The organism is Peptostreptococcaceae bacterium, assembly GCA_016649995.1.
In the GTDB taxonomy this organism is placed as follows: Bacteria; Bacillota; Clostridia; order Peptostreptococcales; family BM714; genus BM714.
On the sequence record JAENWJ010000006.1, the window covers coordinates 1 to 12392 of the forward strand.

A 12392-nucleotide genomic window follows, 5' to 3' on the forward strand; every position below is an offset into this window, starting at 1 on the left:
AACATGATGTTTGTTTATTACCATTTGTATCAACAAGTCTTTTAATAATTTGAAATTTTTCATTTTCATCCATTGTAAGTATCACCTTTCTAATTGTGTCCACCTCATTTCTATTTTATGAGGGTTTATTATACTATAATTGGGACATAATCATTTGTGGTATAAGAGGACATTATCATTTGTGGGTCATATGATGCTTTTGTGATATAATCGACTTGTTGACTATGTGTTTTATGTATGTTATCATGCGTAAGCACGGAGAACCGCGCGAATCAGGTATTAAGAGCCTATGGACGCCTGAATTTGGCGAGATTTTTTAGAGGAGGTGTACAAGGTATGTATGCAATTATTGAAACTGGTGGAAAACAATACAGAGTAGAAGAAGGCGATACACTTTTCATTGAAAAACTCAATGAAGCTGAAGGTGGAAAGATAAATTTCGAGAAGATTCTTGCTTTTTCCAACGAAGGCGAAGTTTCCTTCGGGAAACCTTATATTGAAGGTGTTTCGGTGGATGCAACGGTTCTTGAGCAGGGCAAAGGACCTAAGGTCATCGTTTACAAGTATAAAGCAAAAAAGGATTACAGAAGGAAGCAAGGACATAGACAGCCGTATACAAAAGTCAAGATTGACGCGATTAACGCATAGGAAAGCTGGAAGAACGTCATGATAGAAATAATAGTTTTAAAAAATGGTACTGAAATCATGGGGTTTGAGGTTTCCGGACACGCTGAAAGCGAGGATTACGGAAGGGACATAGTTTGCGCAAGTGTTTCGGTACTTGCACAGACGGCGGTCAACGCATTGGGCGAATTGACCGGTGTTGATTTCGATTATGAAATTGCTGAAGGCTATCTTAGATGCGAGGTTCCGAAAACGTTGCCATTTAATGAAAAACAAAGGGTAGCGGCAATACTGAAAACGATTTATGTGGGATACAGAGGCGTTGCTGAAAGCTATCCCGATTATGTTAGTATTTGTGTAAGGAGGTGCGATGATTATGATGATTAAAATGAATCTCCAACTTTTCTCAAGCAAGAAGGGTGTCGGTTCGTCAAGGAACGGTAGAGACAGTGAATCAAAGAGACTTGGTGTCAAAAGGGCTGATGGTCAATTTGTTAGCGCTGGAAGTATTCTTGTCAGACAAAGAGGCACGAAAATCCATCCGGGTTTGAATGTTGGAAGAGGCGGCGATGACACGCTGTTTGCAAAAGCTGATGGAGTACTAAGGTTCGAACGAAAAGGCAAGGATAGAAAACAGGCCAGTGTTTATCCGGCAAATGTTGATGTTCAATAGAAAAAAAGCCCATGCCTTATATGAGGTATGGGATTTTTATTATTAGAGGGTGAAAATATGTTTATAGATGAGGCAAAAATATCGGTAAGAGCAGGCAAAGGCGGAGATGGAGCCATTTCATTCAGACGCGAGAAATATATTCCGGACGGTGGACCAGACGGCGGAGATGGGGGCCATGGAGGAAATGTAATTCTTCAGGTGGATGATGGAATGAAAACTCTCATGGATTTTCGATACAAGACAAAGTATGAGGCGGAAAGCGGAGAAAACGGCGCCAAGAAGCAAAGGTTTGGCAAGAAGGGTTGCCATCTCACACTCCATGTGCCGCCGGGAACAGTAGTAAAGGACGAGGAAACAGGTGAGATACTTGCGGATCTTGTTGAAAAAGGGCAGTCGGTCGTGATAGCCAAGGGTGGAAAAGGCGGGAATGGAAATACAAGATACAAAAGTTCAATACGCCAGGCGCCAAGCTTTGCGGAAGCCGGTGATCCGGGTGATGAGAAGTTGCTGGTGCTTGAGCTTAAGTTGCTTGCAGAGGTCGGACTGATAGGCCTGCCGAATGTTGGCAAATCAACGATTCTTTCAAAGGTTTCTAAGGCTAAACCCAAAATTGCGAATTATCATTTTACTACAATCCATCCAAATTTGGGCGTGGTAGAAGCGGTTAAGGGCAAGAGCTTTGTAATGGCGGACATACCGGGATTGATCGAAGGGGCGCATGAAGGAACAGGTCTAGGGCATGATTTTCTGCGGCACATAGAACGGACTCGCTTGCTTGTGCATGTTGTTGACATTTCAGGCTCAGAGGGACGAGATCCGATAAAAGACTTCGAAATGATAAACGAGGAACTCAGGGCCTATTCAATGGATTTGTCTGCAAAAAAACAGATTGTAGTGGGCAACAAGACCGATTTGGCTTTGGACACGACCGTCATAGATACTTTTAGAAGTGAAATAGAAAGCAGGGGATACGAAGTATTCGCAATATCCGCTGCTGCAAGCGAAGGCTTGGATGACCTAATGAAGCATATCACGGGAATGCTGGACAATTTGCAACCCGCTGAAACGGAAATCGCCATAGAAGACAAGGATAAGCATAAAGTGTATCGCTATAAGAAAAAGGAACGCGACTGGAATATTGAGAGAAAGAATGAAACATTCATTATCACCGGCTACTCAGTCGAAAAATTGATGAATTCAACTAATTTTGAGGATTGGGATTCTGTGCAGAGGTTTCAGGGAATACTCAAGAAGAAGGGCGTTTTCGAAGAACTCAAAAAAGTGGGCGCAGGCGATGGCTCAATAATAAAAATAGAGGGATACGAATTTGATTACATTGAATAAAGGAGGTGTTTTTAATGACGGGAAAACAAAGAGGCTATCTTAAGGCATTGGCTAACGGCCTTGGTGTAAAGATGCAAATAGGAAAAGATGGAATCACTGAAGCCGTGTTGGTTCAATTGGGTGAAATCCTTGAGTCCAAAGAGCTCGTAAAGGTGCATGTCCTTGAAAATTGTTCCTTGACAGCCAAGGAAGCTGCTAACGAAGCGGCCGACAGTCTTAAAGCGGAGTTTGTACAGTCTATTGGAAGAAAATTTGTTATATATAGAGAATCAAAGGATAATAAGACTATAGAATTGCCGTAGATTTTTTTAGGGAAAATGGATCTTTTGCGGAGGATAAAATGTTTAAAAATCAATTGGTTCTTGAGGATGATAAAAGATACAAGATAGGTATTATGGGAGGGACTTTCGATCCCATCCATTATGGACACCTTGTAATAGCCGAGCAGATAAGGCGAAATTATAATCTTGACAAGGTCATTTTCATTCCAGTGGGAATACCGCCACACAAGAGGGAGATGAAAATCACAAAAGGTGAGCATCGTTACCTTATGATTCTTCTTGCAACCATGACAAATCCGTATTTGGATGTTTCGCGTATAGAAATAGACAAGAAGGATGTTTCCTATACCATAGAGACCATGAGGGAACTCAATAAAAAATATTCGGACAAGAAAGTAGAGTTCTATTTCATTATAGGAGCGGATGCGATAAGCACGATTGAAACATGGGAGGAATCGGCTGAATTGCTAACGATGTGCAAATTCATTGCCGCTACGCGGCCCGGTGTAACGAACAGCAATATGTTGGCAATGATTGAGTATTACAAAGAAAATTATAGTGCTGAAATACAGACAATGGTAGTTTCGGCGGTCGATATTTCATCTACAGACATAAGAAATAGAATAGCAGGCAACAGACCGATAAAGTACCTTCTTCCGGAAGCCGTAGAGCATTATATATTGAAGAACGAACTGTATTCGGAGGATAATTGTGAATAACCAAGAAGACCTTGTTTTCTGGCTTGCGGGGAATCTGAAGAAATCGAGGTTTAAACATGTTATGGGAGTCCTTGAAGTGGCGATTGAGCTAGCCGAGGCACATGGGGTTTCAAAGGATAAGGCTGAAACGGCGGCCCTTTTCCATGACTATGCCAAGAACTTTAGCGATGATGAAATGCGAATATATGTAGATAAACAAAATCTTCGTGACGAGCATTTGTCAATATGCGGCTCAATAAATCTGTATCACGGAATAGTGGGAGCAAGCATCGCAGAAAAGAAGTACGGAGTGAAAGACAGGGATGTCTTAAACGCCATAATGAATCATACATTTGGAAGGACCGGCATGTCGAAGCTTGAAAAGATAATATATCTTGCCGATATAATGGAAATTTCCAGAGATTTTGAAGGCGTCGATGAAATAAGAGAGAAGGCCTTTTCGGATTTGGACCAAGCGATTCTCGCGGCAATAGATAAAACGCTTCTGTATCTGATAGGAAAAGGGGAAGTCATAAATATAAACACAATATATGCAAGAAATGATTTGATATCCGGGAATGTTAAAGGGATAAAAAAAGGTGGTGTTTAAGATAGATAATTTGAAAATAAGCGAAATCGTAAAAGCGATTGACGCAAAAAACGGAACGGACATAGAGGTTTTTGACATTTCGAAACTCTCAAGCGAAATGGAAGTGTTCGTTATTGCTACAGGCAGCTCGGACAGAAACACAATGGCGATAGCTGATGAGATAGAATATCAACTGAAAAAGAGTGATATTCTTGCATCCCATAAAGAGGGATATAGAAATGGAAGATGGATACTTCTTGATTACGGAGATGTGGTTGTGCATATATTCAAGGCTGAGGAACGGATGTTCTATAATTTGGAAAAACTTTGGAGCGGTTCCGTCCGATTGGATGTTGACAGTTTGCTGGAAAATAATTAAAATAGATAGTAATTGAATATAGAATATGGGGAGCAGTAAGAAGATCCTTCTGTCAAAGAGAGCCTGTGGAAGCTGGAAGCCGGCACAGAAACAATCCGAACTCGCCCCGATAAAAATAGGAGTGGCTTCCTTTATCAGGCTTCAAGAGGGCTTAATTGCCAAGTAGGGTGGTACCGCGAGAAAATCTCGTCCCTATGGGGGACGATTGTTTCTAGTGGTGCTTTTTTTATTGCAGATTTTAAAGAGGGAGGAGTAACTTTATGGAACGATACAATTTTAATAAAATCGAAAAGAAATGGCAAAAGGAATGGGAAGAAAAAAATATCTTCAAGGTGTATGAGGATCCGGAAAAGGAAAAATACTATGTGCTTGAAATGTTTCCTTATCCTTCAGGTAAATTGCATATGGGACACGTTAGAAATTATTCCATAGGAGATGTAGTTGCTCGCTACAAGAAAATGAACGGATTCAACATTCTTCATCCGATAGGCTGGGATGCTTTCGGCTTGCCGGCGGAAAACGCGGCAATCAAAAATAACATCCATCCCGACAAATGGACGAAGCAGAATATCGCTGAAATGAAGCGTCAGCTCAAGCAATTGGGTCTAAGCTACGACTGGGATAGAGAAGTTACCACATGTAGCGAGGAGTACTACAAATGGACTCAATGGATTTTTGTGCAGCTGTACAAGAACGGACTTGCATACAAGAAGAAATCAGCAGTTAATTGGTGTCCTTCATGTGAAACCGTACTTGCAAATGAGCAGGTAGTGAACGGAAAGTGTGAACGATGTGAAACAACTGTCGTAAAGAAGAATCTTGAGCAATGGTATTTCAAGATTACAGACTATGCCGAAAGGCTTCTTGATGATTTGGATATGTTGGAAGGTTGGCCGGAAAAGGTCAAGACTATGCAGAGGAATTGGATTGGGAAGAGCTATGGTTCGGAAATGATTTTTGAAATTGAGGGCATGGAAGAAAATATGGAAGTATTTACCACAAGGCCCGATACGACCTATGGAGTCACATTCATGGTTTTTGCTCCTGAGCATCCATTGGTTTATGAAATGGTTAAAGGAACGGAGTACGAGGATGGTTACCATGAATTCATGGCAAAGATCAGATCCTCGAGCGACATAGAAAGAACATCAGCTAATGTAGAAAAAGAAGGTTTTTTCACGGGCAAATACTGCATTAATCCATTAAATGGTGTGCGAATACCGATTTATGTTGCCAATTATGTTCTTATGGGATACGGCACAGGAGCCATAATGGCGGTGCCTGCCCATGACGAAAGGGACTTTGAATTTGCAAAGAAGTATGGACTTAAGATAATTCCTGTGATTACACCGGAAGATGAACTGCTGACTGAAGACATGGAAGAACCTTATGTTGGCAAAGGAATCATGATAAATTCTGATGCGTTCAATGGAATGGACAGCGGCCAAGCCATTGACGAGGTAAGCGAATATATGGAAGAAGCAGGAATCGGCAAGAGAACTGTTAATTTCAGGCTTAGGGATTGGCTAATTTCGAGGCAACGTTATTGGGGAGCACCTATTCCGATAATTTTCTGCGACAAATGTGGAGAGGTTCCAGTTCCTGAAGAGGATCTTCCTGTAAAACTGCCAACCGATGTTGCTTTTAGTGGAAAAGGCGATTCGCCTCTAGGCTCGAGTGAAACCTTCGTACGCACGACTTGTCCAATTTGCGGAGGAGAGGCACGCAGAGAAGTAGATACTATGGACACATTCGTTTGCTCGTCATGGTACTTCCTAAGATATGCGGATGCAAGAAACGACAATGAAATTTTTAGCAAGGAAAAGGCTAAATATTGGATGAACGTAGACCAATATATTGGTGGTGTCGAGCATGCAATTTTGCATTTGCTTTACGCGCGTTTCTTCAATAAATTTCTATTTGACCAGGGACTTTCGCCTGAGAGCGAGCCGTTTAAGAATCTGCTGACACAGGGCATGGTTTTGAAGGATGGGACTAAAATGTCCAAGTCCAAGGGCAATGTTGTTAGTCCTGAGGAAATAATTTTTAAATATGGTGCGGACACTGCGCGTCTTTTCATATTGTTTGCATCCCCGCCTGAAAAAGACCTTGAGTGGAGCGATGCGGGAGTTGAAGGCTCGTTCAGATTCCTAAACAGGGTATGGAGACTTGTGCATTACGTGTTGGATGCAGTTAAATCCGAAGGCAAAGAAATCGACGGCCCGATGGAAAAAGAAATGCAATATTACATTAACTCCACAATCAAGAAGGTTTCAGAGGATGTGGAAGGCCGATTCAATTTCAATACTGCAATCAGCGCAATTATGGAGCTTGTAAACGAGACATATAAATATATGGATAAAGATTATGACCAGGCTACAATGAAACAGTCAATTGAGACAATTCTGACACTGCTTGCACCGTTTGCACCCCATATGATGGAGGAATTGTGGCAGATATTGGGACATGAAGAAAGTGTACACAATTTGTCATGGCCCACATACGATCCGGCTAAAACTGTTCGAGATGTAGTGGAAATTGTGGTTCAAATAAACGGAAGAGTGAAGGAACGATTCTCGGTAGAAAGAAAGGCTGATAAAGAGGCTGTGAAAGAGCTAGTAATGGATATGGACAAGGTTAAGAAGTCAATAGAAGGCAAGGAAATAAAGAAATTCATATATGTTCCTGGGAAACTTGTTAATATTGTAGTAAAATAGTGTTGATAAAACTACATGGAGGTAGACAGATGAAAATTAAAATGTTTAATACTGAAAATGCGCCGGCTGCTGTAGGGCCATATTCACATGCGGTAATTGCAGGTGACATGATTTATGTATCGGGCCAGGTGCCTTTTGATCCCGCCAAGGGAGAATTGGTTAAGTCAGGGATAGAGGACGAAGCGAAGCAATGCTTGGAAAATGTAAAGGCTATTCTCGTTGATGCCGGAACTTGTCTTGAAAATGTTGTTAAAGCAACAATTTTCATTAAAAATATGGATGATTTCGGAAAAATAAACGCAGTTTACGGTACTTATTTTAATGAGCATAAACCAGCAAGGGCTTGTGTTGAAGTTGCAAGACTTCCATTGGGAGTCAATGTTGAAATAGAAGTAATCGCCGCTATATAGCAAAATACAGGTTCTAAAAAAGAAAACAATAGTAAATCCCGATGGTATTTGTCATCGGGATTTACTGATTTTGCGTTTTTTATTTTTTATGTGTTTTAGTTTTTTAGTGGTAACATATGTTCTCCATGCCAAATAGAAGAGAATAATCAAAAGAAAGGCTGTAATCCAGTTTATATTCTCCCAATATTCCTTTAGGGAATCTTTCCAAGTTTTTTCGAGTACGGTTTTATCTGCAAGTAAAGGGACAGTTCCGATAAGATTTTCATTTATTGTAAAGCTTATTTCACCAACAAGGTCGCCCTTCATGACGGGAGCATTCAGATTTTCGTTTAACCGGATATTATTTTTGATTGAAGCTGGGTCCACATCGTTTGCCAGGGAGTGAATAAAGGTTTCACCGCTTATTACTTCGAGGGTGTTTTCCTTTCCACCATAAATATCCACAGTGATAACACGCTCTCCCTTGTTTGAAAGTGTTATATTTTTAAAGGAATCAAGCCCGTAGTCTATAAGCTTACGCGAGTCTGTATATATATTCTTTTGCTGCGATTTGAAGACGGCTGTTATTATCCTGCGGCCTCCCTTAGACGCCGTTGTTACAAGACACTGCTGAGCCGCTATGGTGTATCCTGTTTTTATGCCGTCGACAAGCGGATATTTTATGTCTATCCACTTGCCCTCATAGTAAATCTGATTACTGCTTCCCGTTCCCCAAAGGAATCGGTTTCCATTCTTTAGATATCGGGATTCGGGCTGTTTTTCAGTTGGGGCTATGGTGTAGTTGACTTTCTTTACAATCTCTCGAAAAACATCGTTTTCAAAGGCCTTACGGGCAATCAGAGCCATGTCGTGTACAGTTGTGACATGCTCGGTGTCGGGAAGGCCATTCGGGTTGGCGAAGTGGGTGTTTGTTGCGCCGAGTTCCTTTGCTCTCGAGTTCATAAGAGCCACAAAGGTATCCACATCGCCTGAAACCGCCTTTGCCAGAGCTACGGCGGAATCGTTGGCAGATTCAATAAGAAGCGCATGAAGCAAATCTCTTATTGATATAACTTCGTCTTCAAATAGATAAATCCGATTTCCATCTGTGAAAGGTGTTTCGCTATCAATTACTACATTGGTGTCAAGCTCCAGGTTCTCAAGAGAAAGAAGAGCTGTCATTATTTTTGTTGTGCTGGCAGGGTACATTTTTCTGTCAGGATTTTTGGAATATAGAATGTCTCCCGAATCATAGTCTATAACTATGGCCGATTCTCCTACAAGGTCTGAAGCCGTAAGAGCCTGAGATGGAATAGTAAAAGAAAAAAGCATTGCCAATATAAGCGGGAAGGACATAAGACATCTATTGATTGAACGATTTAGTATTGTCAATGAATCACCTCTTTTCGATACAACAAATATTATAACAGAAAATAGACGCGGGTTCTATAAAAGAGCATATACACATAATTGGATATATGTGGTATTATAAATGTGTCACGAATTTCGGAGGTACTTATAATGTTTGAAGGCAGAGAGAACCGGTTCAAGGTGATAATTTTTGTATTGATTTTGGCCATGGCGTTTGTTGGCGTATGGGGTTTCAAAGTGAAGAAGGACAGGGATCTTAAAGTTTTAGAGCAGCTTTCTGAAGTGTCGGAGGCCGAAAAAATTTCGCCCATATCGGAAGAGAAGCAGGAAAGCCCGGAATTTCTGTATGTAGACATATGCGGAGCTGTTTACGCAGAGGGCTTTTATAAATTGCCTGCCGAAAGTCGTGTCGTAGATGTGGTGGAGATGGCCGGAGGTCTTTTGGACACGGCCGATATTAAACGGATTAATTTGGCTCAAAAGATTTATGACCAGGAAAAAATAATAATTCCGGAAATTGGAGAAAGCCTTGCAGTGGAAGAATCGACAGACGGTCTTATCAATATAAATACCGCGGGAAAGACTCTCCTAGAAGAATTGTCTGGCGTAGGACCTGCATATGCCGACCGAATAATAGCATACCGACAAAAGAATGGAGGATTTAAAACCAAGGAAGAAATAATGGAAATCAGTGGCATAGGCGAAAAAACCTATGCGAATATAGAAGAATGCATCTGTATTTATTGAGGAGGAATGGAAATGGATGAGAGAAGTATAAAACGTCTTACGGAATTGTCTAAAAGCTCAGGCTGAGCGGCGAAAATAGGTCCTGAGACCTTATCGCAGGTTCTGCGAGAATTGCCAAAGTTTGAAGATGAAAATCTTATAGTTGGATTTGATAAATCTGACGATGCAGCAGTATATAAAATTAATGATGAAATAGCCATCATTCAGACTCTTGATTTTTTTACCCCGATTGTTGATGATCCATACCTTTTCGGACAAATCGCTGCCACCAATTCGCTTAGCGATGTTTATGCAATGGGAGGAAAGCCTGTCATTGCAATGAATATAGTATGTTTCCCCAAATATTTGGAAATAAAAATTTTAGGAGAAATACTTAAGGGCGGCGCGGACAAGGTTAAGGAGGCCGGAGCCATTCTGATAGGAGGCCATTCGGTTGAAGACGACGAGCCCAAGTACGGGCTTTCGGTGACGGGATTCGTTCATCCGGGAAAAGTGCTCACCAATTCGGGATCCAAGCCAGGCGATGTCTTGATTCTGACAAAGCCCCTGGGAAGCGGAATACTATCTACCGCCATCAAGGCGGGACTGCTTGATGACGATGTTGTGGACAGGGCCATCAAGGTTATGAACACGTTAAATCGTGAGGCTGCAGAAGGAATGGAAGAAGTTAAAGTCAATGCTTGCACGGATGTGACAGGATTCGGATTGATTGGACATGTTTTTGAAATGGCGAAGGGAAGCGAAACAACTTTCATCATTGAATCTGAAAAGGTGCCTGTTATAGAAGGAACCTTCGATATGGCCAGCATGGGTATAATACCGGCAGGTGCCTACAAGAACATGGGTTTTGTGGGAAAAGAAGCCGTTTTTGCGGACTCTGTGTCGATAGATAGGCAAAACATACTTTATGATCCCCAAACATCCGGTGGACTGCTTATAAGCCTTCCTGAGGCTGAAGCCGAGAAACTTTTGGAAATATACAAGCATACTCTCGACCTTGATTTTGCGGTAGTAGGTAGGGTAAAGGAAAAGGGAGCGACTTTCATAGAGGTTGTGTAGTAAAAGTATTACAGATAGAGAATAAAGAACAATAAAAAAGCCTGCCGGATTATTCCGGCAGGCTTTTAGTTTTGAATTATGCGCTAAGCTTTTCCTTTTCTTCATACTCTTTGGTCCATTTGAAGATTGATCCGCTGAGTGCGAGAAGTGCTACCAAGTTCGGAATAGCCATTAGGCCATTAAATGCGTCGGAAAGGTTCCAAACGAAGCTAAGAGGAATAGTTGCACCGACAAAGGTCAAAATGACCCAAGCCCATTTGTAAGCTTGTTCGATTTTAAGTCCGAAAAGGAATTCTGCACATTTCGATCCATAATAGTACCATCCAATGATAGTTGAAAAAGCGAAGAACATGAGCCCGAATGATACGAGGAATGCTCCGAAGTTCGCACCTGGCATTGCGATTGCGAAGGCTCTCGAGGTTAAAGCAGCGCCTGTTAGGTCGTCTAATACAACCATCATGCCGCTTGCATCGAAAGTTATTACACCGGAAACCAGTATTACTAGAGCTGTCATTGAGCATACTACGATGGTATCAAGGAAGGCACCGAGGGATGCTATGATTCCTTGAGTTACAGGATTGTCGTTCTTGGAGGCTGCGTGGGCTATAGGAGCTGAACCGAGTCCGGCTTCATTTGAGAATACGCCACGCGCAACACCCATACGTATTACGGTTCCAACGAGTCCGCCGCTTACTGCGTTTGCGTTGAAAGCGTTTGAGAAAATCATTCCGAAAGCCATGCCTATTTTGTCGGCATTTGTAAATAGAATAAAAAGTGACCCGATAACATAAATGACAGCCATTATAGGAACAATCTTTTCGGTGACTCTACCGATGCTCTTGATTCCGCCGAGTATAACAAGGGCAGTCAGGATTGCGATTACAATTCCAGTTATGGTCGGGCTAAGTCCAACCGTCTCTTCCATTGCAGCGGCAACCGAGTTAGATTGAACCATGTTGCCTATACCGAATGCGGCGATGAATCCGAATATTGCAAATGACATTCCGAGCCATTTCCAGTTTCCACCGAATTTGTCTTCCATGCCTTTCCAGCAATAGTACATCGGTCCGCCGGATTTTTCGCCTTTGTCGTTTGTTACTCTGTATTTGAGTGCAAGAACGGCTTCGCCGTATTTTGTAGCTCCACCGACGGCAGCTGTGCACCACATCCAGAAGATGGCTCCAGGTCCACCAACTGCTATTGCTGTTGCAACACCGGCTATGTTGCCTGTACCGATTGTTGCAGCTAGCGATGTCATAAGTGCTTGGAAAGGAGTGATGTCTCCTTCACCCATTGATTCTTTCGAGAATAAAAGTTTGAATGCATATCCGATTCTTCTGAACTGAACAATCCTTGTTCCAATAGTGAGAACAAGACCTGTACCAACCAAGAACACAATCATGATCGGTCCCCAAGCGAACGAGCCTATTTGACCAATTATAGCATTAAAAGCTTCCATTAAATAAGTCCCCCTTTTATTTTTGAAATAAAAAAATCCTAAATACGAAAAAGAATACTTAA

Annotated in this window: 14 protein-coding genes; 12 read left to right on the forward strand and 2 right to left on the reverse strand. The window is 41.8% G+C overall.

What is annotated here, in order from left to right; translation table 11 throughout:
* Positions 1–336 precede the first annotated feature (336 nt).
* The 10 genes from rplU to JJE29_02255 all read left to right on the forward strand — a co-directional run bounded on the left by rplU (position 337) and on the right by JJE29_02255 (position 7715).
* Positions 337–648, forward strand: a complete 312-nt coding sequence (rplU, locus tag JJE29_02210; protein MBK5251444.1) for a 50S ribosomal protein L21 — start codon at positions 337–339, stop codon at positions 646–648.
* An 18-nt stretch (positions 649–666) separates the two neighbouring features.
* The gene (locus JJE29_02215) at positions 667–1011 is read left to right on the forward strand and encodes a ribosomal-processing cysteine protease Prp (protein ID MBK5251445.1); all 345 of its coding nucleotides are present in this window, start codon (positions 667–669) and stop codon (positions 1009–1011) included.
* The gene (gene rpmA / locus JJE29_02220; protein ID MBK5251446.1) at positions 1004–1297 is read left to right on the forward strand and encodes a 50S ribosomal protein L27; all 294 of its coding nucleotides are present in this window, start codon (positions 1004–1006) and stop codon (positions 1295–1297) included. Before JJE29_02215 ends, rpmA begins: the two co-directional genes overlap by 8 nt.
* A 57-nt stretch (positions 1298–1354) precedes the next feature.
* Positions 1355–2641 (forward strand): GTPase ObgE, encoded by a 1287-nt coding sequence (gene obgE, locus JJE29_02225; protein ID MBK5251447.1) that lies wholly within the window; start codon positions 1355–1357, stop codon positions 2639–2641.
* A gap of 14 nt (positions 2642–2655) precedes the next feature.
* Positions 2656–2943 carry a YhbY family RNA-binding protein gene (locus JJE29_02230; GenBank protein MBK5251448.1) on the forward strand — a complete coding sequence of 96 codons (288 nt, stop codon included), beginning with the start codon at positions 2656–2658 and terminating at the stop codon, positions 2941–2943.
* Between the two features lie 38 nt (positions 2944–2981).
* On the forward strand, positions 2982–3641 hold the full coding sequence (locus tag JJE29_02235) for a nicotinate-nucleotide adenylyltransferase (GenBank protein ID MBK5251449.1): 660 nt from the start codon (positions 2982–2984) through the stop codon (positions 3639–3641).
* On the forward strand, positions 3634–4230 hold the full coding sequence (yqeK, locus tag JJE29_02240; protein ID MBK5251450.1) for a bis(5'-nucleosyl)-tetraphosphatase (symmetrical) YqeK: 597 nt from the start codon (positions 3634–3636) through the stop codon (positions 4228–4230). Before JJE29_02235 ends, yqeK begins: the two co-directional genes overlap by 8 nt.
* A gap of 1 nt (position 4231) precedes the next feature.
* Complete coding sequence (rsfS, locus tag JJE29_02245; GenBank protein ID MBK5251451.1) at positions 4232–4588, forward strand: ribosome silencing factor; 357 nt, start codon at positions 4232–4234, stop codon at positions 4586–4588.
* Positions 4589–4848: 260 nt separating this feature from the next.
* A complete protein-coding gene (locus JJE29_02250) occupies positions 4849–7305 on the forward strand; it encodes a leucine--tRNA ligase (GenBank protein MBK5251452.1) in 2457 nt (818 codons plus the stop codon).
* A gap of 29 nt (positions 7306–7334) precedes the next feature.
* Positions 7335–7715: a RidA family protein gene (locus JJE29_02255; GenBank protein MBK5251453.1), complete on the forward strand. Its 381-nt coding sequence runs from the start codon at positions 7335–7337 to the stop codon at positions 7713–7715.
* A 51-nt stretch (positions 7716–7766) separates the two neighbouring features.
* On the opposite strand, the gene JJE29_02260 is transcribed toward JJE29_02255, so the two are convergent.
* Entirely contained in the window at positions 7767–9086 is a 1320-nt protein-coding gene (locus JJE29_02260; protein ID MBK5251454.1) for a D-alanyl-D-alanine carboxypeptidase, read from the reverse strand.
* A 129-nt stretch (positions 9087–9215) separates the two neighbouring features.
* Here JJE29_02260 and JJE29_02265 point away from each other — a divergent pair, with 129 nt between their 5' ends.
* Together JJE29_02265 and selD are read left to right on the forward strand one after the other, a co-directional pair.
* Positions 9216–9812, forward strand: a complete 597-nt coding sequence (locus JJE29_02265; GenBank protein MBK5251455.1) for a helix-hairpin-helix domain-containing protein — start codon at positions 9216–9218, stop codon at positions 9810–9812.
* Between the two features lie 12 nt (positions 9813–9824).
* A complete protein-coding gene (gene selD / locus JJE29_02270) occupies positions 9825–10871 on the forward strand; it encodes a selenide, water dikinase SelD (GenBank protein MBK5251456.1) in 1047 nt (348 codons plus the stop codon).
* Between the two features lie 76 nt (positions 10872–10947).
* Here selD and JJE29_02275 read toward each other — a convergent pair whose 3' ends face one another.
* A complete protein-coding gene (locus tag JJE29_02275; protein MBK5251457.1) occupies positions 10948–12330 on the reverse strand; it encodes a sodium:alanine symporter family protein in 1383 nt (460 codons plus the stop codon).
* Positions 12331–12392 lie beyond the last annotated feature (62 nt).

What these genes read in the sequence shown, in the direction of transcription:
- rplU (MBK5251444.1), top strand. Translation starts at nt 337, where the DNA reads ATGTATGCAATTATTGAAACTGGTGGAAAACAATACAGAGTAGAAGAA.
- JJE29_02215 (MBK5251445.1), top strand. Translation starts at nt 667, where the DNA reads ATGATAGAAATAATAGTTTTAAAAAATGGTACTGAAATCATGGGGTTT.
- rpmA (MBK5251446.1), top strand. Translation starts at nt 1,004, where the DNA reads ATGATTAAAATGAATCTCCAACTTTTCTCAAGCAAGAAGGGTGTCGGT.
- obgE (MBK5251447.1), top strand. Translation starts at nt 1,355, where the DNA reads ATGTTTATAGATGAGGCAAAAATATCGGTAAGAGCAGGCAAAGGCGGA.
- JJE29_02230 (MBK5251448.1), top strand. Translation starts at nt 2,656, where the DNA reads ATGACGGGAAAACAAAGAGGCTATCTTAAGGCATTGGCTAACGGCCTT.
- JJE29_02235 (MBK5251449.1), top strand. Translation starts at nt 2,982, where the DNA reads ATGTTTAAAAATCAATTGGTTCTTGAGGATGATAAAAGATACAAGATA.
- JJE29_02250 (MBK5251452.1), top strand. Translation starts at nt 4,849, where the DNA reads ATGGAACGATACAATTTTAATAAAATCGAAAAGAAATGGCAAAAGGAA.
- JJE29_02255 (MBK5251453.1), top strand. Translation starts at nt 7,335, where the DNA reads ATGAAAATTAAAATGTTTAATACTGAAAATGCGCCGGCTGCTGTAGGG.
- JJE29_02265 (MBK5251455.1), top strand. Translation starts at nt 9,216, where the DNA reads ATGTTTGAAGGCAGAGAGAACCGGTTCAAGGTGATAATTTTTGTATTG.
- JJE29_02275 (MBK5251457.1), bottom strand. Translation starts at nt 12,330, where the DNA reads ATGGAAGCTTTTAATGCTATAATTGGTCAAATAGGCTCGTTCGCTTGG.